The sequence below is a fragment of the Melioribacter sulfuriphilus genome (genome assembly GCF_052656625.1).
The window spans coordinates 79,251-101,198 of sequence record NZ_JBQXXK010000006.1 but is presented as its reverse complement, the minus strand read 5'-3'; the positions used below and the strand labels follow the sequence as shown (position 1 = coordinate 101,198).

The window sequence follows — 21,948 nt, the reverse complement described above, 5'->3', positions numbered from 1 at the left end:
TTCACTTCGGATTGTAGGGCTCTTCGTAATTAATTCGTGCATTCGTGACTGTTTCCTTTCTCCTTTCTGTCGCAGTCCTATCTTAACTCCAATTTATTTATATTTGTTTTCAATTTTTTTTACTGAAATTAAGAGCGAAAAATGAAACCCAAAAATTTATCCGAAATACCAAAGGCCTACAATCCTTCAGATGCCGAAGGTAAGTGGTATAAGTACTGGTATGACCACAATCTATATCATTCGGAAGTTGATGAAAGTAAAATTCCATACACGATTGTAATTCCTCCGCCGAATATTACCGGTATTCTCCATATCGGCCACATCTTAAATAATACCTTGCAGGACATTTACATCAGATACAAAAGAATGATGGGTTTTAATGCCTGCTGGGTGCCGGGCATCGACCACGCTTCGATAGCAACGGAGGCTAAAGTTGTTGCTATGCTGAAGGAAAGAGGGATTGACAAAAAAGAACTTACAAGAGAAGAATTCTTAAGATATTGTTACGAATGGAAAGAAAAATACGGAGGAATAATTTTTCAGCAGCTGCGGAAACTTGGCGTAAGTTGTGACTGGCAGCGAGAACGTTTTACGATGGACGAACATTATTACCGAAAGGTCATAGAGGCGTTTGTCAAACTTTACAAAGAAGGGTATATCTATCGCGGTTACAGAATGGTCAATTGGGATCCGGCATCAAAATCTGCCATTTCAGATGAAGAGGTTTTCTACAAAGAAGTAAATGGAAATCTATGGCATATTAAGTATCCCGTCAAAGAGGCGGATGATTATTTAATTGTTGCCACAACTCGACCCGAAACAATGCTGGGCGATACAGCTGTGGCAGTTAATCCGAACGACGAGCGCTATAAACATTTAATTGGCAAAACGGTAATTCTTCCAATTGTTGGAAGGGAAATTCCCGTTATTGCCGACGAATATGTCGACGTTGAATTTGGTACAGGCGCCGTTAAAGTAACTCCCGCACACGATATAAACGACTATGAGATGGGATTACGCCACAATCTACAGATAATCAATATTTTCAATGAAGATGCATCGACCAACGAGAATGTACCCGAAGAATTTAGAAATCTCGACAGATACGACGCGCGAAAAAAAGTTGTCAATAGACTGGAAGAACTCGGATTCCTCTTGAAAGTGGAGGATTATACGCACAAAGTCGGTTATTCCCAGCGTGGTAATGTTCCAATCGAGCCTTATCTATCAGAACAGTGGTTCATGAAAATGGACGAACTGGCTAAGCCCGCTCTGAAAGCGGTTCTAAACGGCGAAATTAAATTTCATCCTGAACATTGGGTAAAAACTTACGAACACTGGATGACAAATATTCGCGACTGGTGTATTTCCCGTCAATTATGGTGGGGTCATCGCATTCCCGTATGGTATCACAAAAAGACAGGTGAAATTTATTGCGAAGTAGAACCTCCGACTGACATCGAAAATTGGACTCAGGACGAAGATGTGCTGGATACGTGGGCTTCGAGCTGGCTGTGGGCACAGGACGTTTTTACAAACGAACGCGACCAGAAGTATTACTACCCGACAGATTTACTGGTAACTGCACCCGATATAATCTTTTTCTGGGTGGCACGTATGATTATTGCCGGCATGCATTTTATGAATGATATTCCTTTTAAAGACGTCTATTTTACAAGCACAGTGCGCGACACTCAGGGAAGAAAAATGAGTAAATCACTCGGCAACTCGCCCGACCCGCTCGACTTAATTGAAGAATACGGTGCCGACGCTCTTAGATTTACAATGACATACATTTCTCCACTGGGACAGGATGTTCACTTCAGCAACGAGATGGTTGAAATCGGCAGAAATTTTGCAAATAAAATCTGGAATGCAGGCAGATTTCTTTTGATGAATGCCCAGAATATCGAGATTAATTCTGAATTGGTAGATAAGCATATCGATTTTACAGATAGATGGATTATTTCGAGATTTAATCGTACACTCAAGGAATTTACAGACGCTATCGATAATTTTGAAGTTAATGCCGCATCGAAAATTTTGTATTCGTACGTATGGAATGATTTCTGCGATTGGTATGTGGAGCTGTCGAAAGAACGACTCTACAAAGGCTCCGATGAAGAAAAATCGGCAGTGCTTACGCGCGCACTCAAACTCTACGAAGAAATGCTAAAAATGGTCCATCCTTTTATGCCGTTCATTACCGAAGAGATATGGCAATTAATCGACGAAAGAAAAGCAGGGGAAAGTATTTCGATCGAGAAGTTCCCTCAATTCGAAGAAAGCAAAATCGATCCGGATGCAGAAGAAGAAACCGGATTCCTGCAGGAGATTGTGACGGCAATTAGAAACATTCGTGGCGAACTCAATATACCACCTTCGAAAAATATTAATCTCTTACTTAAAAGTTCTGAAGTAACTGAAGGACAGATAAGATACATCAAATCGCTCGTAAAAGCTGGTAAGATTGAAGTCAATCAAAACCTGGTTAAACCAAAAGCAAGCGCTTCGTCAATAGTCAAAGGCTGCGAAATTTTTGTGCCTCTGGAAGGATTGATCGATCTGGATAAAGAAAGGGTGCGCATCGAAAAAGAAATCGAAAGAATATCGAAATCGCTCGATGGTGTAAAGAAAAAATTGTCGAACGAAAGCTTCGTTTCAAAAGCTCCAACGGAAGTTGTGGAAAGAGAAAAGGCAAAACAAAAAGATTGGGAAAGCGCTCTCGATAAATTACAATCAATTTATAACGATTTGAGCAGAGACTCGTAGCAGAGTCTCTGCAATTTATAAATCATTTGAATTGCCAATTAATTTCAGACTTATTCTTTCTTTTTCGATATCTACATTTAAAATTTCTACTTCAACAATATCCCCAACATTAATAATATCGAATGGATTTTTAACAAAACGGTTTGACATCTGGGAAATATGAATTAATCCGTCGTGCTTAACACCAATGTCTACGAAAGCTCCAAAGTCGACAATATTTCGTATTGTTCCTTTGAGACGCATACCAATTTTTAGGTCTTCCATTTTCAGCACGTCGCTGCGTAAAATCGGTTTGGGTAAATCTTCACGTGGGTCCCTTCCCGGCTTTTTTAGGTTATCGATTATATCCTTCAAAGTGGGAATACCGACGCCCACCTTTTCGGCAATTTTTTCGATGCCTTTCGACTTAACATACAGGTCAATCAGATTGCCTTTTTTGCTTATTTCAGTTGCACTAATACCTGCGAGTTCCAGCAAATTTTGTACTGCACCGTAAGATTCGGGATGAATGAAAGTATTGTCCAGCGGATTATCGCCACCCAAAATTTTAAGGAATCCAGCCGATTGCTCGAAGACCTTGTCACCGATGCCTCGGATCTTTTTCAATTCTTCGCGGCTCTTAAATCTTCCGTGCTTTTCACGATAATCGATAATTCTTTTGGCTATCGGTTTTGTAAGTCCCGACACATACGACAGCAGGGAAAGACTTGCAGTGTTCAGGTCGACGCCTACATAGTTAACGCAACTTACAACAACGTCGTCGAGTTTTTTGCTCAAGTTTTTCTGGTCAACGTCGTGTTGATAAAGTCCCACACCGATCGACTTTGGATCAATTTTAACAAGTTCTGCCAGCGGGTCAAGAACTCGGCGGGCAATTGAAATATTTCCTCTTTGAGCCGCTTCGAGGTCGGGGAATTCGGACTTAGCCAGTTCTGATGCCGAATAAACTGATGCACCTGCTTCGCTTACAATCAAGTATTTTGTATCGAGCTTATTTTCCTGTATAATTTCTGCAATTAACATTTCAGTTTCACGACTGGCAGTTCCGTTACCAATTGCAATTAAATCGACCCCGTATTTTTTAATCAAATCGAGTATTACTTTCCTGGCTGCTTCGATTTTTTTCTGGGGTTCATGAGGATAGATGGTTGTGCCTTCGAGATATTTACCGGTTGTATCGATAACTGCAGCCTTGCAACCCGAAATATAACCAGGGTCGATGCCCATGATTATTTTTCCAGAGATTGGCGGTTGAAGAAGAAGCTGACGTAAATTTGTTGCAAACACTTCAATCGCATGGTTGTCGGCTTGTTCTGTTAAATAATTTCTGATTTCTCTTTCTATCGAAGGTGAAATTAGTCGAATTAGAGAATCGCTAACAGTTTCTTTTAACAGATCTTCAAATACAGTTTTGTCGAATGGTATGAATTTTTTGTAAATGATTTTTTCGACTTCCAGTCTATCGTATGAAAGAGAGACTTTCAGGAATTTTTCCCTTTCGCCTCGATTGATTGCGAGTGTTTGATATGGTTTAATATTCTTAATGTGGATTGAAAAATTGTGATAAACTTCATAGACGTCTTTTTTATTCTTGTCCCGCTCTTCGGGTTTGACTTGTGCTTTTTCCGAACTAATGATTGAATTTTCAAGAAGATATTCTCTTACGGCTTCTCTCACCTCTGCCGCATCGGAAATTCGTTCTGCAATTATATCTTTTGCGCCTTGAAGAGCTTCTTCGACTGTTTCGACTCCTTTTTCGGGATCGATATACTTCGAAGCTTCATCTTCCAGTTTACCTTTAAAGAGTGGATTGTTGAGAATAAAATCAGCCAATGGCTCCAGCCCCTTTGCAATAGCAATCGTTGCCCTCGTTTTGCGTTTGGGTCGATACGGAAGATATAGATCTTCTACTGTTTGTAGTTTAATTGCATTTCGGATTTTTTCTTCGAGTTCGGGAGTTAATTTTCCCTGTTCTTCGATACTTTTTAATACAGTTTGTTTTCGTTCTTCGAGTAGGTTATAGTAGTTATATTTTTCTTCGATAAGTCGAAGTTGAGTTTCGTCGAGTCCTCCTGTTCTTTCTTTACGATATCGAGCTATAAATGGAACGGTAGAACCTTCGTTAAATAAATTAACAGAGGAAATTACCTGTTCTTTGTTAATCCCGATCTCGCGTGCAATTAGAAGAAAATAATCCATCAGTGCCTCCGAAAAATTCGAACCGTAAAACAAGAATAATAATAATTTCTTTTCAACTTGATTTTAAAGGAGAAATTATTCAATCGAGTAAAAAAAGTGTTAGGAATAGAGAAGGCCGTTTCTCTTTTCGTAGTATGATAAGATTTAGTCGATAAGGGTAATTGGTGTATTAAATTTTGTTTTATGCTGATCAATGCTCGAGAAATTATTTCGCATTGATATCATACGTTTATTAAGCAGTCATAATAATAGCCCCGAGTTTCAAATCATATAAACCTAAAAATATTTCTTTTACTAATCGTAATAGTTAATATTGACTAATTCTTTGATGACGACTGCCTATTCACAAGGCTGTTCTTTCAATTTATTTATTGTTGTTATGTCCGGTACCTTGCCTCCTACAATACGTTCAAACTCGGCTATGTTATATGTATTTTCGAAATATGTCGAATTAACTTGCAAAACAGCACGAATATAGCTTTCAATCTTTATTTTTTAGATAAATTAAAGTTTTCTTAAGTAGCTGTGAAGTTGTAACATAAGAATCTTATAATATTTTGAAATTAGAATAGTCAATGAATCGTTGGAAAGAATATGACTTCCCACCGAAATAGAAGCGCTCTACTTTTGTCGGCCTGTAATTTTTTTGTAAGTCTTATTTAAATTTTTCGAAATATTTATCAATCTCTGACCTTAATTCAATACCAGCTCTTTCGAAACAATTCAATAAATCTATATAAGTGCCGTCGTTGCCGAGAAAGTCCCAAAATTCTTCCGCCACTTTCAATTCGTTGTCTAAATCCAGCATCCCTTTTAATGTCCACCTTTCATATGGGTGAGGCTCATACGGATTATAAGGGATAGCAATATATGAATTTACTGTTGCATCGGGTTTTTGTGCTAAAATGATCGCTATCCATTCTAGTAGGGTTCTCTTAAAATCTTTAAAATTGCTGATGTTCGGTTTGGCTGTTTTTATATCGAATAAGTGAACTGTTCCATCTGAACTTTGAATAAACAAGTCAACTTTCACTGTCTTTAACTTGTTCATCCTACCTTTATTACAAACTCTTCTTATTCTTTCGACTTCTTCTATCTTATCTGGATTTTTTCCTACCGTTAGATCATTCAAAATACGCTGGATTTCTAACTGGGCTTGCTCGCTTATAGAATCGCCAACAACATATTGTTTTTGTGCAAACTTAAAGTTCAGGCTTGCCAGAGTTTCGGCAACAGGTTGAAAAATAGATGTACCAAATGTAGTGTTCAACGAATGGATAAACGAAAATAAAGCCATTCTATCGCGTCCAAGAAGTCGAAAATGGAAAGGCATATTGCTCGTTTCCGGATTATATTTTTGAAATTTTTTTCGAAGACTATCCTTTATGGTATTTTCGATAATATAAATATGCTCTTTTTTAAGCGGCATTTAATCTTCCTTTAAATGAAATATGGTCTCAGAATAGGCGTTTGATCGATCTTTTTCAACTCGATTGAGTACAGGTCGGTTAAATCGGTTAACGATTTTCATTTTAGCTAGCCGGGCAATCTCGGGATAGAGATTAAACTTATCATTGGCTACAAGGAAGATATCGTAATCTTTTTGAAGATATTTTTTACAATTCACAAGAGATTCAGCTATTCCTTTGACATATGAATCTCTTGCTTCCTTTCCCTGTCCATTGGAAAGAGAACCAATTTCTAATTCATCCTTTCTTTCAAAACCGAATATTTCATAAGAATAGGCATGCTGTTCGTGATAATCAATCAGACCAACATAAGGTGGACTGGAAAATATTCCCTTAATCTTTTGCCTATCAAATATTTCTGCAAACTTAGGCATTCTTTTTTTGATTTCGTCATAAATATTAATGGTTCTGCTATCTCCTGTTAAGCAGATTTGATATGTCTCTGTCCGTAATCTATCGAATTCCTTCAGTCGATTCAATGTATCTACTGTGTACCTTTCCCACCATCCTTTGATTGAAAAGATTGGTTTACATATTTTACCATGTTTTTTGCAGTAATAGGTGGTTGTGACGGGCTCCTTAAGTGTTGCTAAGTCGGCATGCGTAGTTGCTCTACATGAACGAACAGTTCTGCTTAAAATTATAGCTAAAATTTGTTTAAGATCCGTATCATCGATCTTTTTTATTTCGTTGAAAAGAAAGTCGATTTCTTCTCTTACTGGAGATAAAAACCATCTATCCAAGAAAGAGCTATTTTTGTCTTGCTTAATTTTGATTTTATATTTTTCTACCAACTCGTTGTAAATACTTAAAAACTCATTTTCTTTATCTATTGAATATTCTCTCTCATTAATCTCGCCATTTCTAACTTTTCTTTTATATTCGGGTGATGGAAAATACTTGTTGTTAAATTTGCTAAGTTCTGTAAGAAGGTGTTCTTCAAAAACGATATTATTTTTTGCATTTTGAAAATCTTCTAACTTAAATGTTAACTCCTGAATAGCTTCTCTGATTTTGAAAATATCATGTTTTTTAACTTTAACATTGCTAATCATTGCGTTGAATGCAGAAATATCAATACCAATAGCATGCATCCCAAGTTCATTTGCTTGTACTAATGTTGTGCCACTTCCACAAAAAGGATCGAGAATGATATCGCCTTTGTGAAAATAAATTTGATGCTTAAATTCGTCGATGTGTGAGTCGAGGAAATATTCTACTAACTGAGGAATAAATTTTCCTTTGTACGGATGTAATCTGTGAACGTGCTTGGTTCTTTCCGATTCTTTGTATTCTTCGAAAGAAAGATGCCAGTTCAAATCATCGCCTAATTTCTTTTTCCATAGAGGTGCTTTGTCATAAGAGTCGTAGTATTCTTTTAATTCTTCAATATTAATCAGAGGATTACCGTCGCTTCCATATTTATTAATTCTTCCATATTGGAGTAGATATGAAATATTAGAAGTCGTTATATGGCGCTTCAAATAATGAGACGCCCAAATAGCTGCTTCCTTTAAATTGATAAACTTTTTTTTGTCTTCTCCAAACAATGTAAGTTGATTCATGAATGCTTAACTCCGAATTAATATTCTTTACGTCATTTTCATAATTCTATCATTAATGCAATGATAATCTGCCAAAACTTTTTTTAATAAATTTGCAATTACAAACCAGATTCTAATTATTTGGATAGATTCACTCGAAGTAATTTAGTCCTGTCACGTTTATCATTTTGATAGTTTATTTTTCACTGTTTAATTTATAGAAATTACTGTTGCTATTTACATCAGTTAGTATTTATACAAGATTTAATTATGCTAATGCTAGTCGTCAGGGAATCATGAAATATTACTCTACTACCTTAAAATTATTCTTTATTAAACTAAGTTTCAAATTAACAGCTGAAATTTTGGTTTAGTATTAATTATTACGCGTATCAATATTCACAAAAAGTTAGATGTTGATAAAAAAGATTTTCGTTATATCTATTAACCTAACCCAACAATTTGTCTAATGTAGCTCGCAAAAGATGTTATCGAGTGGAAGAGCAGTAAACTCTATAGAAATATTATAAACCAATTCTATAGATGCGTTGATAGAAATAGCGATTGAGAAATTTAACGATGAAAATAGAGAGAAATTACCTGGAATATTTAATGGGCAAATAAAGAATTCTTTTTAGTAAAAAAGAAAATTCAGAAATTATGGTAGAAATACCAGTAAATATTGACGATGGAGGAAATGTATATAGATTTAAGTATGTTGCCAATTAAAAAGCCGAAGTCTGAGTGCCCGACTTCGGCTTTTTGTAGTTTTCGATGTGCTTCCTGGGGGACTCGAACCCCCGACCAATAGATTAAGAGTCTACTGCTCTACCAACTGAGCTAAGGAAGCACCGCAAAAATAATTAATTTTTGGTTCGTACTCAAAACTTCTTTTAATTTATATTTCGAAAAATTATTATTCTGACATGAAAAATTTATTTAAGACAACCGGCATATTCATCTTAATACTTTTGATTTCTTCGTGTTCGGAAATTCAAAATCAAAAATCTGTCAATGGCATTGCTGTTGTCGACGACATCGGCAATCGCGTATTAATCGATTCAATTCCTCAACGTGTCATTTCACTGGCTCCAAACCTGACGGAAATTATTTTCGACCTGAATGCAGGTAATAAAATCGTGGGTAATACTCTTTATTGCAATTTTCCAGCTGCCGCAAGGAATGTAGAAAAAGTGGGCGACCTCCTGACTGTCGATTTCGAAAAGGTATTGTCGCTCAATCCCGACATTATTTTTATCACTGTGGAAGGCAACAGGAAGGAAACTTTCGATAAATTCAAAAGTCTGGGATTAAAACTCTTCGTATCGAATCCACGTAATTATGAAGGTATTAAAAAGTCGTATCTCGATATAGCACGTATACTTGATAGAGAAAAGTATGCTCGTAAGAAAATCGAAAGATGGGATAAATTACTCGATTCAATTCGTATTAAGTCCAGCAACAATCAACCCAAAACTGCAATGATCCCCGTTGAACTTAAACCATTGATGCTCGCAGGTAAAAACACTTTTTTGAATGAGTATTTGGAGGTATGTGGACTTAAAAACGTAGCTGACAATCCCACAATCAATTATCCCGTTTTTAATCGGGAAGAAATTTTAATACGCAATCCAGATTTTATAATAATTTTATCTGACGGTAAATTGAGTACGAATAACTTGCTCGAATTGTACCCAGAATGGAAGGATCTCAAAGCAATACAAAATGGCAACGTGATTTTTGTGGACAGGGATTTGTACTCGCGGCCAGGACCGAGATTTGTTGAAGCTGCTACAGATTTATTTAATCGTCTTCATCCGAAAGGAGGTCTTCGATATCCTGTGCAATAAAGAGCATGGCGCATTTGTCGCCTTTAAATTTGCCTGTAGCGCGACACTTTTTGTGGCGTTCCCGTACCTTTTTGATATCGATTTTCGAATCGATTCCAAACTGGCTTAAATCCTCTCCGCATTCCGTACAAAATAAAATGTCGTCTTTAAGGCTGATGCTACTATTTTTAATTGGCTTTTTCATAAGATATTTCATTCAATTCCCAGTCGATGCCGTCGCAGGGTAGATATTCGAGCGTCGGATGTTCATCGTGTTTTGTGCATAGAACTGCCGATTCGTCGAAATATCTGCAACTCGAACAAAGCGTCTCTTCAATTATTTTTTTGTTTTTTTCTTTGAACATTCGGTACTGAATAGTTGCCGGATAGATAATTACACCGTAAATTGAAATTATTCCCAGCCACCACCAGTATCGATACTCCATCACGCCGTACAAAAACCAAAGAGCCGGAATTAATACTGCCGTCCTTACGATAGCCCAAAATATAATTCCGCCCATTTAATCGGCTTTCTTTTTGACCTAAACTTAATTATAAAAAGCCCAATTTTCAATTAATCTTCTTTCGGATTGATTTTCGTATCACTATAAATTAACTTACATACAAACAATTTTTGTTTAAAAGGGATTCAACTTGAGCGAACAAATTATACCTGAACAATCGGGAAACAAGAAAATAAGACGACATTATTACAGTAGGAAATTCCGTTATTACCCCAAAAAACTGAAAAACGGTGTCAAAAGTTTCTCATTTAAAAAAGTGTCAATAGTGGTGCCTCTTTATAATGAAGAAGAATCGCTACGACCACTCTATAACGAAATTAAAAAAGCTGTCAATTCAATTTCGTGCGAGTACGAAATTATTTTTGTGGACGACGGAAGTACAGATAAATCCCTCGACATTATCAAAGAACTTTCTTTGAAAGACAACAAGATTTTCTATTACAGTTTTAAGAAAAATTACGGAAAATCGGCTGCCCTTCAAATCGGATTTAAAAATACTACAGGCGACGCAATTATTACGATGGATGCCGATTTACAGGACGACCCGGCAGAAATTCCGAATCTTCTTGCCAAACTTGAAGAAGGATACGATCTGGTCTCGGGCTGGAAGAAAAAACGATTTGACCCATTTATAAAGAAATACTCATCGCGTTTTTTTAATTTTGTTACACGTCTATTTTCGAAAGTTAAAATTCACGATTTCAATTGCGGGTTGAAAGCCTATCGCAGAGAAGTTGTAACGAACATTAATATTTACGGCGAACTCCACCGTTACATTCCCGTCCTTGCAGGCTGGAAAGGTTTTTCTGTTACGGAAATTCCAGTAAAACATCATCCCCGCCGATACGGTAGGACAAAATTTGGCATCTCAAGATTTTTTAAGGGTTTTATAGATCTGATTACGGTCATTTTTACGACACGATATGTTACACGCCCAATGCACCTCTTCGGATTTATCGGACTATTAACTACCATTCTTGGTATATTGATAAGTCTCTGGCTTACTTATGAAAAGTTATTCCTCGGTGTGGGAATCAATAATCGTCCCATATTTTTCCTCGGAATTCTTTTAATCATTGTCGGTGTCCAGTTTTTCGCTATCGGATTGATAGGTGAGTTAATGGTCCATAATTTTCAAAATGACAGTGAGTATATAATCAAAGAGAAGAAGTAATCTAAAATTTCCAGCGTGAATCGATAGCCACAGAAATCATTTTACCGTAAGAAGGCGAGGTTACGTTCTGAAAATTCGACGTACCAGCATTTATTTCAAATAAACCGAAATCGAAACCGAGTCCGAATCCCCAGAGAAATTTTGTCCAGCCGCCGAATGCCATTCCACTACGCAAACTAAGGAAAGAATTAAACGGCAACCATTCGATTCCAATTGAAATTCTTGGCGAAGTAGAATTTGCGGGCATTGTATTCAGTCCCTGAACATAATCGCCTGAAATCAATAATTTATTTTTAAGATCAAATAGATTCGACAGATCGATTGAAGCTCCGAATCTGATTACAGTTGCAAGTTTAGTAAAAAATTTATCGGCAGGTTTACCGCTTCCATCGGTCGAAAAAAAACTTTCGAGAGAATCCCTTTGAGCTTCTTCTGAAATATCTTCGAGATCGACTCTCCTGTTTACATTAAACTGAGCCGTTCGTTTATTCCATTCAATTCTGCCAATGTCGGTTATTGCAAAAGCAAATGTAAAAGTTTGATTATGTTCATAACTAATCCCGAAGTCAATTCCGTATCCCCTGCCAGCTGGTTCGGGGAAGAGAGAAATATTTTCTTCCGACGACGACCGATTTTCGAAGTCGTATTCAATGCCGAAGTTCGGCGAAAATGCCGACTTAGCATTATAAATTAGACTGCCATGAATTCTACCTAAACTGTCAGTATGGAATTCGGAATCGATTTCGTCTAATCCAGCGTAGAATAAGCCGTTAATAAGATTCAAAGATAAACCAGCGCTAATCGATTTTTGAGCCGACATTTCGAATTTCTTCGAATAGGAAAGCGAATACTTCCTTAACCACCAGGCTTTGAATTCTGTATCGTTAAAATTGTAACGTGAATCTAAAGGGTTTCCTTTGAAGAGCAGTTCGACTAATCCTGCAGGAATTTTTCCACCAGCTGCAATCTGATCCGACATAGAAAAAGCCAGTGTACCAAATTTTTCCGAAGGAGTAAATGAAAGCGCAAAATAACGCACAAATAAATTTAATTGTATGCCACCGCCTTTGCTGAAAAGTTCAATGAAATTTTCTTTATCGGCTTCGTTTAAATAACGACCCTGCTTCTTTCCGTCCTGATCAATTGTGTATGAACCGAAATAATAATTATAATCTGAAAGCGAAAAGAAGTTGGAACCGGCTAAACTACTGAAAGAAGGAAAAGGTAAAGGGATTATTAACTCCGTTCCCTTAGAAAGCGAAAGGTTTGCTGGATTGATACCAACAGAATAAAGTCCTTCTGAGATAGCGCTATATGAACCCGCCATCGACGAAGATTTTGCGTCGGGCATTCCAATGCTTCCACTAATTTGTGCTTTTATTGAAGCGGTGCCGAAAAGAATAATTATCGGAATAATATATTTCGAGCAATGAATCATGCTTAATCATTCTCCGGTTCGATATTATATTTTGAAACACCAAAAGCTCTAATTTTAATAGTATCAGACGAACGAACTTTTACCGGCTTACTCTCACTGTTTGTACCGAAATTAATTTTTATTCTCATGTATTCAGCACTGGCAATTTTTGCCGAAGCTGTACTGTCGATCATAACTTTAATATTTACTTCTGCTGGTGAAGTAGCAAATCCCTTGTTATCCGTTGTGGCTCCTTTTATCGTAATGATAGTGTCCTGAAATTCTGCCGGCGGAAAGTATGTGAGAAAATTACCTGCTGCATCGTACAACTTTCCGGTAAGCGACATGTTTACAGGTAGTCCGTTTTCCACGATAAGATTTGCTTCGAGATATTTTACATCTTTTAATAAATCTCTTTCATCTTCTGTTAGGTCGAGGTCAATTGAATCGGAATATTCACCGTATTGAAGACTGAAGTCCAGGGGAATTTCAGCTTGCAGTTCGCCTTCGATGTAGTCTGATGATTTAACAGATAGATACTCGAAGTAGGGATTTACAGTACCCGATATCTCGATAACAGCTGAATCAGGTATTGCATTGAATTTTTCGATGAATGCCGAAATGCTGTCGCCATTTAGATAAATTCGATCTGTCGAAGGAGTTATTAAGTTGGTGTTCAATGTTTTGTCGTTGAGATTGAAGTTCTTAACCGTTCCGTCTGGCATGTATAATTTTAATTTACCGTTCAATAAAAATTTAATTTCGGCTGTTGTGTTTAACTTCAACGAAATTATCGGATTTGACAGAAATAATTCTTTAAAATCGATTTTATCTTTTCCCACGTCGAAAGAAAAAGAGGTTCTTTCCGGATCAAACTCGAAAGGCGCAATATAGCCCTTGAATTCTTCGAAGGTCAATTCTGAAAATGCTAAATCGGCTTTTGCATTATCGCTACTTTTAATTGTCTTGTATTTATTATCGCTTATAATTCTGTAATTAATCGTATAACTTAATTCTTCGAGTAAAGTGCTGCCTGCATCCAGCGTATAACCAGCGAGCGATTTATTATCGAACAAATATTGTGATTTACTGCTTGCAATGAATGCCGACCCTTCGAATATTTTGCCTTCACCTGTTTTTAAGTTGTCAAATCTATAGTGAATCTCGGCATCCAATTCGGTATTGTTGGTCAATTTTAAATCGAGCGTTCCGTTCGAAATTACTGCTCTGCTAATTCTTTCGTTTTTCTCACCTATTTTAATCTTGCCGTTTACAGTTATAAAGTCCTGTTCGGGGAATTTAGCCGTTGCTTCGGTTACTTCGAGATTTTTCGTTATTGCAGTCACCGTTAGAAAGTTTTCGGGAATCTGGACTGCTTTGCCATTACTGCCCGAAGTAGAAAGAATGGTTTCTAATTTCAACCGATTTTTGACATAAATTCCGGTGTTTATTTTAAGATTGCTTAAGTACGCCGATTGTGAAGGAGGTATTGTAATTTCTCCAGTATGAGACGCGATGATATTTCCATCTTCTATGTTAGTCAGTGAAATATTTGAGATGGTAATATTTACGTCGCTTGTGAAATTGTTTCGGATTATAAGGTCGAACGAACCGTTCTTAAAACGCGCCTGCAGGAAATTTCCGGGTTCGCTTAAGTCCGAATAAACTTTCTTGTTTGTTGCAGGCGGCACTACAACTCTGCTTGAAGGATTTAATCCCAGTTCAGACGAACTTATATAACCATGAACTGTGTCCGATTCAATTTTGAGAATTCCGATTTCTTCGGTTATAGTTTTTGAAAATCGGTCTATCTTAAGTCTATCTTCAAATTTTATTCTATCGATCTTGTGGGATTCCGAAAAATAAATTACGTCCTTATTGATGCCTTCGTTATAATGAAACAAATTTTCCGATTCATCTTCTATAAGTTCGCTCATCAAATATTCTTTGTTTACAATCGGGATCGTTGCCGAAACATCCCATCTCGGAGCAACGGGGTTGTTTATATTGCAACCTGTTATTAGTAATGTTATTAATGAAATAATCTGGAGCCGTTTACATTTCATCTAAATTCCCTAAATACAATTATTGTTTTATTATCGATTATTCCATATGCGAATTTAAATCTTTTTGTCTTTTTGTAGCAGATTATTGATGACATAAGTCACAGGCAACCAGCATCGAACAATGTATTGCATTTAATAGAGCAGCGGGTTAAATTCAATTACATTATTTCTCAATTAGGATTGATCGATGAAAAGATTAACCATTCTTATGGGCATGATTTTCTGCTGCTTTATTTTAAATGTTATTCATTACGGACAGGGCAAATTTGGAATCGTAATTCATGGGGGAGCGGGAGTAATAAAAGATTTGCCGCCTGAACTGGAGAGCCAATACAAATCTAAGCTATTGGAAGCATTAGAAGCGGGGTATAAAATTCTGGAATCGGGTGGAACTGCAGTCGATGCTGTTACGAAAGCTGTTAATATCATGGAAGATTCGCCACTTTTCAATGCAGGCAAAGGAGCAGTATTAAACGACCTTGGATTTGCAGAACTCGACGCCTCAATAATGGACGGCAGTAATCTAAATGCCGGCGCTGTGGCTGGATTGAGGCATATTAAAAATCCGATTAATCTCGCACGGCTTGTTATGGAAAAATCTCCGCATGTGATGCTGATCGGTCAGGGAGCCGAAGAATTTGCAAGACAGAATGGATTCGAGATGGTCGATTCAACTTATTTTATTACCGAAAATCGTCATAAACAATACATTAGAATGAAAAAATTTCGAGATTCTCTCGAAGCTGTAAAAGGAACCGTAGGCGCTGTTGCACTCGATAAATACGGAAATCTGGCAGCAGGAACGTCCACCGGAGGAATGATGCTTAAAAAATTTGGTCGAGTTGGCGACTCACCAATTATCGGGGCGGGAACTTATGCAAATAATAATACCTGCGCAGTTTCAGCTACCGGACACGGTGAATTTTTTATTAGGCTCGGAGTAGCCAAAGATATTTCCGATTTAGTCGAATATAAAAAAATGAGCTTAATTGAAGCTGCCGATACTGTGATTTACAAAAAATTGGCTGCTTTTAAAGCCGACGGGGGTGTAATTGCTATCGATAAATACGGAAATTATGCTATGCCGTTCAATACATCCGGTATGTTTCGAGGAGTGAAAATTAGTAATGGAATTAACGAGGTTAAAATTTATAAATAGGAGGTGGTATGGAGTTATTGCATCCGATAAACTATCTCGCCGTATTCATTTGCGGAATTATAGCAATGGGAATGGGTGCACTTTATTATAGCCCTTTCTTACTTGGAAAAATCTGGATAGCAGCAGTCGACACTCCGGAAGAAGAATTGAAAAAAGGTTTTAATCCATTAAAGGTCTTTGGAATTGCGTTTATTTCTCATCTGATAATGGCTTATATGCTGGCGCGCTTGCTTGGATATACCGGAGCCGCTACCCCCGAAGAGGGGATCCGTATTGCCTTTATGATCTGGCTCGGATTTATTGCAACTACAATGATTATCAATTTACAGTTCCAGAGAAAATCGATCACCCAATTTTTTATCGATAGCGGATATCATTTCCTCGTCTTAATAATTAACGGATTCATACTTGGATTATGGATTTAAGCAAATGGTTCAATTTTTGCCCCAGTTTCATTTTGATACACCCTACCCTTCCAAAATTTATTAAAACCTTCGATTTAAGCTCAAAATCGAAGGTTTTTTAATGGCATTATAGTTGACTTCTACCTCCTCGATAAATTTATAATGCAGGAGGTAGGAGTGAAAAACTCTTTTATACTAAGTCTGGTCTTATTGCTAAGTTTGACTTTGGTTGGAAATACAGTTTTTCAGGCACAATCAAAAGGAATCAAAAAAACTACAAATTATACAAGTATTGCGAAAATTACTGGTACGGCTAAAGGTAAGTCGATTAAATATACGAATCCTTACACCAATCAACAGGCGAAACATTTTGCTGGAACTTTTAAGGGTACGCTAAATTCTCAAGACGAGTATTTTTATTGTGTCGATTTGCAACATGGATTAGCTTATAATCAGGATTACTGGGACGAAGATTACACTCCTTCCGAAATTACTTATATTCTTAACAATTACTATCCCCATAAAACAAGTTATGCGGGTAAATTGTCGGACGACAATCTGGAAGCAGCGGCAGTACAATTTGCCATCTGGCATTTTAGCGACGGTGTAGATGCCAGCACAATATCGAACAACAACACGGTTAAACAGCGTGCGCTGGCCATTATTGCTGATGCTATGGCAAATCATAATAATGCGGCTCCATTACAGACACTCATAATTTTGCCCACATCTCAGTCTCTTCTAGAAAATACACCTGCTCAGTTCGACATTTATGCCTATGACTTGAACGGAAATCCGGTAGCTAATGTAGAACTTCAGATAAGCACATCGCTTGGAACTTTGAGCGCTGTTAGTGGAACGACGGACAATAATGGTCATGCCGGTCCATTTACTCTTATCTACAACGGTATCGGCACCGCTACTTTGAGTGTAAAAGCTGAAGTAGATATTCCTCAGGGCACTCGGTATGTTCATTCTACAAATCCGGCTGATAAACAAAAGCTCGTGCTTGCAACACCTACTTTCGATATCAAAGAAGAATATGCAACAGTGGAGTGGTATCAATCGAGTGAATGCGATTTGAAAGGTTATGTAACTTTTACTCAGGGCGGATGGGGAAGTCCTTCCAATAGCTTGCCGGGCACAATAAGGGACGCTTATTTTAATTCCGTCTTTCCAGATGGAATGACTGTTGGCGGTAATTATAAAATTACTTTTACCTCTTCCTCAGCTATTAAAAATTACCTGCCCGACGGAGAAAGTGCAGAGGCCTTGAATCAAAACTACACTAATCCTTCTTCCGGAATAAATGTATTGGCAGGACAATTAACAGCTTTAAAATTGAATGTATACTACAGCGCAGCAGGTTATCTCGGTACGAATCCTACGCCTCTTGGCGACCTGGTAATTACAGTCGGACCTTTTGCTGGCTATTCAGTAAACCAATTTTTAGCATTTGCCGAAGCAGCTTTAGGAGGCGGTGATTTAAATGGATTTACATATTCTGAAATTAACGACGCCGCAACGGCAATAAACGAAAATTTCGACAATGGTACTGTCGATAAAGGCTTTTTAACCTGTCAATTGCCAGCTTCTTTGGGTAACAAAGTTTGGGATGATACAAACAAAAACGGTTTGCAGGATAACGGTGAAAACGGCGTGTCAAATGTAACTGTCGAACTTTATTCCTGCGACGATAACTTAATTGCTACTACGACTACAAACTCTCAAGGCGAATATTTGTTCAGCAATCTTACCCCAGGTGATTATTATGTTAAATTTGTTCTTCCGCAGGGTTACGTATTTACTGCTCAGGACAACGGCAACGACATAGTCGATTCGGATGCAAATATTAATACAGGTAAAACTTTGTGCACAACTCTAACTTCGGGTGAAAATGACCTTTCGTGGGACGCCGGTATTTATGTTGAAACTGTATGCATGAACAAAATTGGTAATTACGTTTGGCACGACAAAAACATCGACGGCCTTCAAAATCAAAACGAAGAAGGGATTGAAGGAGTAGTTGTTGAATTATTGCAACTCAATCAAATCGTGGCAATCGATACGACGGACGCAAACGGCTACTACCTATTCGATAATTTACTTAATGGTTCTTATACAGTAAGACTTGCTTCTTCTAATTTTGTTGCAGGTGGGGTACTCGAAAGCAACGCCCAGGTTAAATGGTATTCGACAAAATTAAATGAAGGTAGCAACGACGAATTAGACAGCGATGGAGGAATCAATAAACCTATTAATGTAACTCTCAATTGCGGCGACAATTTATCGATCGATTTCGGTTTTTATAAAACGTGTGTAAGTGTAACAAAAACAGCTGATCGACAGACCGCAAAACCGGGCGACGTTATTACATACACATTTACAGTTGAAAATTGCGGTGATGTTACACTCAGCGGTGGTGTCGATTTTTATGACGAATTAATCAATCCTGCCGGAGATCATAAAATTAAAAACATATCGCCTGTCCATCCTGGCGAAGTTAAATCATTCACCAAAACGTATACTGTTACTGATGATGATTGTGGAGTGCTCGTCAATATTGTTAAAGCTGTGGGACATCCAATTGACGGATCTGCTTCGGTTGAAGATGAAGACGATGCTACTGTAGAAATCGACTGCGAACTTTCGTGCGTAACTGACTGGAGTGCTCAATTGGGTCCAGATTCCGCTATATGCGAATACGATCCTAAGCCGATTACGATTAATGGCTCTGTCAGTCTTACTCCTAATCCGAGTAAAGCCTATCTGCAATTGTCCTGGAGAATTGTAGAACCGACAGACGGAAGTGTTGATAATTCGACTCACTACGAAACAATTTTAATTACTCAGGACACAACATTTTCTATAACTGCGCAATGGCCAGGCATTCGTCCTGACGATCAAGTTGTGGAAATCCATTACGGAGTTAATATACTCGATTGCAACGGAAATCCAATTAAAAACGGCGTAGGTAGAGATCTTTACTGGTATCCGTGGGTTTGCCCGCCGCCTCAGGAAAAACCTGCAGACGTTAGAATCGAAAAAAGTGTAGACAATACCGAGCCAGAATGCAACGAAACAATTAATTATACAATTAAAGTAACCAACGATGGACCCAACAAGGCTACGGGAATTCAAGTTACTGATATACTTCCTCAGGGCCTGATATACAATTACAGTTCCGCTTCTCAGGGTGTATATGATACAACAACCGGATTGTGGAGCGTGGGCGATCTCGATTCAGCTGCTACTGCCACGCTTACAATAAATGTAACTGCAAGTTGTGAGCAAATTAATAATTCGATATTCGATCTCGGAATTGCAAAAGATTATAATTTGTTCGTTATTTATGATGTCGAACAACCCTCTTCGGATACACAGGGCAAAGTAGCAGTAGGACGAGATGCTTACTTTGCCAATTACAGTATTGGCGACCAATTGCCTGCAGGAAGTGGCGATGTTCTGATAGTCGGAAGAGACCTGAATTTTATTAGCGGTGCAATCAACGGCAGCGTTGCGTACGGAAACTCAACAAATCTACCACAAAATTCAGTAAGCATTAGCGGTACACTTCGTCAGGATAATCCGATTAATTTTGCGGCAGCCAAAACGTATCTCGAAAATTTATCGACCACACTCTCTGTTTATACCGTTACGGGTACGGTCGATTTTCAATACGGTGGTTTGACACTTACAGGCAACGATCCATTCTTGAACGTCTTCAAAGTCAATGGCTCTGATTTATCGTCCGCCAACAATGTAACGATTAACGCTCCAAACGGTTCTGTTGTGCTCGTAAATATCGACGGTGTAAATTTATCCTGGACGGGAGGTCTTACTGTCAATGGCACAAGCATAACAAATGTACTCTATAATTTCTACGAAGCTGAAAACTTAACAATTCAGGGTATCGACATACGTGGTTCGGTACTTGCTCCCTTTGCTCATGTTGAATTTGTTTCTGGTGTAATTAACGGTCAGATGATTTGTAAATCATTCTCAGGTGCCGGCCAGATGAACTACGCCCCATTCATTGGAAATATCCCCTTTGAAAAAGAAATAGTAAATATTGCCACAATTACTTCTACAGTAACTACCGATCCCGACAGCAGTAATAACAGTTCGAGTGCGCTTATTACAGTTTCGAATCAATCCGACGAGAATTCGTCTCAAAATAATAACGATGATAATAATAGTCAGAACTGGCAATATGTAAACGGATTTTCGAACGGCGAGATTGTCTATGCAATGGCTTACGATAACTCGGGAGCAATTTTTGCTGGTACATGGGGTGGAAATGTCTATCGCTCTGACGATGGAGGCAGTAACTGGATTAATATTAAAGGCAATCTCCAGGCAGGATATATCTGGTCGTTAATTATAAACGACGGTACTTTGTTCGCCGCTACAGAACTAGGTGTATTTAAATATGATGGTTCTTCATGGAGCGAGGCAGGACTCAACAATATAGACGTTCACGACCTGGCTGTAAATAATGGACAGTTAATTGCAGGCACATGGGGTTATGGCGTTTATGTATCAAACGACAATGGCTTGACATGGGCAGAAATGAACACCGGTCTCGGATACAATCTTGTAATTCAATCAATAGTAGTTCATAATAATAAACTTTATGCGGCAAGTTACGGAGGCGGAGTATTTAAGTACGACAATAATACATGGACAAAACTCAATGTCGGTTACGATTTCGTTTGGTCGCTCTCGTCGAACTCAAATGCTCTCTTTGCTGGTACTTACGGAAACGGTTTATATAGATCTCTTGACGACGGAGCTACATGGGAAAAAATTAACAATCTACCCGCTCTCTTTATTTACTCGATTGTTACAGATTTGACCGGTAAAGTTTATGTTGCCTCATGGACGAGCGGTGTTTACAGTTCAGAAGATAACGGTTCTACATGGACTTCTCAAGGTCTCGGTGGGCTAGGCGTAAGTTCTCTCGTCGTTACGCAAAATTCAGAGAATGTATTCGTGGGTACTAAAGAAGGTAAGATTCTTTTGAGCAGAAGAGAAGGTGATGTTACTTCCATTGAATCGAACGACATTCCAACAGATTTCGAGCTGAGCCAGAATTATCCTAATCCTTTTAATCCTGTTACAACAATAAAATTCGGTGTTCCAGAAAGTGGTAATTATACACTCAAAGTCTATAACATACTGGGACAGGAAGTGGCTACTTTATTCGACGATTTCGTAAATGCCGGTTATCAGACAATTACATTCAATGGTAGCTCGTTTGCCTCGGGAATGTATATCTACAGACTAACTGGAAAAAATGTAAACATTACCAGAAAGATGGTGCTTGTAAAATAATTTCCTGAGAACTCAAAAACCCGGTAAGTGAAATTTCACTGCCGGGTTTTTTTA

13 protein-coding genes and 1 tRNA gene are annotated in these 21,948 nt (G+C 37.9%); 6 read left to right on the top strand and 8 right to left on the bottom strand.

Annotation, left to right across the window (positions count from 1 at the left end; genetic code table 11):
* Positions 1-141 precede the first annotated feature (141 nt).
* Positions 142-2,772 carry a valine--tRNA ligase gene (locus ACUN8G_RS09115; protein WP_437346761.1) on the top strand — a complete coding sequence of 877 codons (2,631 nt, stop codon included), beginning with the start codon at positions 142-144 and terminating at the stop codon, positions 2,770-2,772.
* Positions 2,773-2,787: 15 nt separating this feature from the next.
* Here ACUN8G_RS09115 and ACUN8G_RS09110 read toward each other — a convergent pair whose 3' ends face one another.
* The 4 genes from ACUN8G_RS09110 to ACUN8G_RS09095 form a co-directional block, all read right to left on the bottom strand.
* The gene (locus ACUN8G_RS09110; protein WP_437346760.1) at positions 2,788-4,971 is read right to left on the bottom strand and encodes a Tex family protein; all 2,184 of its coding nucleotides are present in this window, start codon (positions 4,969-4,971) and stop codon (positions 2,788-2,790) included.
* Positions 4,972-5,626: 655 nt separating this feature from the next.
* Positions 5,627-6,400 carry a TdeIII family type II restriction endonuclease gene (locus tag ACUN8G_RS09105; RefSeq protein ID WP_437346759.1) on the bottom strand — a complete coding sequence of 258 codons (774 nt, stop codon included), beginning with the start codon at positions 6,398-6,400 and terminating at the stop codon, positions 5,627-5,629.
* Positions 6,401-8,005, bottom strand: a complete 1,605-nt coding sequence (locus ACUN8G_RS09100; RefSeq protein ID WP_437346758.1) for a DNA methyltransferase — start codon at positions 8,003-8,005, stop codon at positions 6,401-6,403.
* A 756-nt stretch (positions 8,006-8,761) separates the two neighbouring features.
* Positions 8,762-8,834 (bottom strand) — tRNA-Lys (locus tag ACUN8G_RS09095).
* A gap of 76 nt (positions 8,835-8,910) precedes the next feature.
* On the opposite strand from ACUN8G_RS09095, the gene ACUN8G_RS09090 reads away from it, so the two are divergent.
* Positions 8,911-9,834 carry an ABC transporter substrate-binding protein gene (locus ACUN8G_RS09090; RefSeq protein ID WP_437346757.1) on the top strand — a complete coding sequence of 308 codons (924 nt, stop codon included), beginning with the start codon at positions 8,911-8,913 and terminating at the stop codon, positions 9,832-9,834.
* Here ACUN8G_RS09090 and ACUN8G_RS09085 read toward each other — a convergent pair.
* The gene (locus ACUN8G_RS09085; RefSeq protein ID WP_437346756.1) at positions 9,788-10,018 is read right to left on the bottom strand and encodes a hypothetical protein; all 231 of its coding nucleotides are present in this window, start codon (positions 10,016-10,018) and stop codon (positions 9,788-9,790) included. The genes ACUN8G_RS09090 and ACUN8G_RS09085 overlap by 47 nt on opposite strands.
* Positions 10,002-10,334, bottom strand: coding sequence for a hypothetical protein (locus tag ACUN8G_RS09080; RefSeq protein ID WP_437346755.1), 333 nt, complete (start codon positions 10,332-10,334; stop codon positions 10,002-10,004). Before ACUN8G_RS09080 ends, ACUN8G_RS09085 begins: the two co-directional genes overlap by 17 nt.
* Positions 10,335-10,467: 133 nt before the next feature.
* Between ACUN8G_RS09080 and ACUN8G_RS09075 the strand changes: the two genes are divergently transcribed.
* Complete coding sequence (locus ACUN8G_RS09075; RefSeq protein ID WP_437346754.1) at positions 10,468-11,511, top strand: glycosyltransferase family 2 protein; 1,044 nt, start codon at positions 10,468-10,470, stop codon at positions 11,509-11,511.
* A gap of 1 nt (position 11,512) precedes the next feature.
* Here the strand turns inward: ACUN8G_RS09075 and ACUN8G_RS09070 are convergent, their stop codons facing one another.
* Complete coding sequence (locus tag ACUN8G_RS09070; RefSeq protein WP_437346753.1) at positions 11,513-12,949, bottom strand: DUF5723 family protein; 1,437 nt, start codon at positions 12,947-12,949, stop codon at positions 11,513-11,515.
* Positions 12,950-12,951: 2 nt separating this feature from the next.
* Positions 12,952-14,994 (bottom strand): hypothetical protein, encoded by a 2,043-nt coding sequence (locus ACUN8G_RS09065; protein ID WP_437346752.1) that lies wholly within the window; start codon positions 14,992-14,994, stop codon positions 12,952-12,954.
* Positions 14,995-15,181: 187 nt separating this feature from the next.
* On the opposite strand from ACUN8G_RS09065, the gene ACUN8G_RS09060 reads away from it, so the two are divergent.
* From ACUN8G_RS09060 to ACUN8G_RS09050, 3 genes are all read left to right on the top strand, one after another.
* Positions 15,182-16,153, top strand: a complete 972-nt coding sequence (locus ACUN8G_RS09060) for an isoaspartyl peptidase/L-asparaginase family protein (protein ID WP_437346751.1) — start codon at positions 15,182-15,184, stop codon at positions 16,151-16,153.
* Between the two features lie 8 nt (positions 16,154-16,161).
* The gene (locus ACUN8G_RS09055; RefSeq protein WP_437346750.1) at positions 16,162-16,578 is read left to right on the top strand and encodes a DUF1761 domain-containing protein; all 417 of its coding nucleotides are present in this window, start codon (positions 16,162-16,164) and stop codon (positions 16,576-16,578) included.
* Positions 16,579-16,734: 156 nt separating this feature from the next.
* The gene (locus tag ACUN8G_RS09050; RefSeq protein ID WP_437346749.1) at positions 16,735-21,894 is read left to right on the top strand and encodes an SdrD B-like domain-containing protein; all 5,160 of its coding nucleotides are present in this window, start codon (positions 16,735-16,737) and stop codon (positions 21,892-21,894) included.
* The last annotated feature ends 54 nt before the right edge of the window (positions 21,895-21,948 follow it).

Excerpts from the sequence above, each read along its gene's own strand:
- ACUN8G_RS09115 (WP_437346761.1), top strand. The coding sequence starts at position 142 with ATGAAACCCAAAAATTTATCCGAAATACCAAAGGCCTACAATCCTTCA.
- ACUN8G_RS09110 (WP_437346760.1), bottom strand. The coding sequence starts at position 4,971 with ATGGATTATTTTCTTCTAATTGCACGCGAGATCGGGATTAACAAAGAA.
- ACUN8G_RS09105 (WP_437346759.1), bottom strand. The coding sequence starts at position 6,400 with ATGCCGCTTAAAAAAGAGCATATTTATATTATCGAAAATACCATAAAG.
- ACUN8G_RS09100 (WP_437346758.1), bottom strand. The coding sequence starts at position 8,005 with ATGAATCAACTTACATTGTTTGGAGAAGACAAAAAAAAGTTTATCAAT.
- ACUN8G_RS09090 (WP_437346757.1), top strand. The coding sequence starts at position 8,911 with ATGAAAAATTTATTTAAGACAACCGGCATATTCATCTTAATACTTTTG.
- ACUN8G_RS09085 (WP_437346756.1), bottom strand. The coding sequence starts at position 10,018 with ATGAAAAAGCCAATTAAAAATAGTAGCATCAGCCTTAAAGACGACATT.
- ACUN8G_RS09080 (WP_437346755.1), bottom strand. The coding sequence starts at position 10,334 with ATGGGCGGAATTATATTTTGGGCTATCGTAAGGACGGCAGTATTAATT.
- ACUN8G_RS09070 (WP_437346753.1), bottom strand. The coding sequence starts at position 12,949 with ATGATTCATTGCTCGAAATATATTATTCCGATAATTATTCTTTTCGGC.
- ACUN8G_RS09065 (WP_437346752.1), bottom strand. The coding sequence starts at position 14,994 with ATGAAATGTAAACGGCTCCAGATTATTTCATTAATAACATTACTAATA.
- ACUN8G_RS09060 (WP_437346751.1), top strand. The coding sequence starts at position 15,182 with ATGAAAAGATTAACCATTCTTATGGGCATGATTTTCTGCTGCTTTATT.
- ACUN8G_RS09055 (WP_437346750.1), top strand. The coding sequence starts at position 16,162 with ATGGAGTTATTGCATCCGATAAACTATCTCGCCGTATTCATTTGCGGA.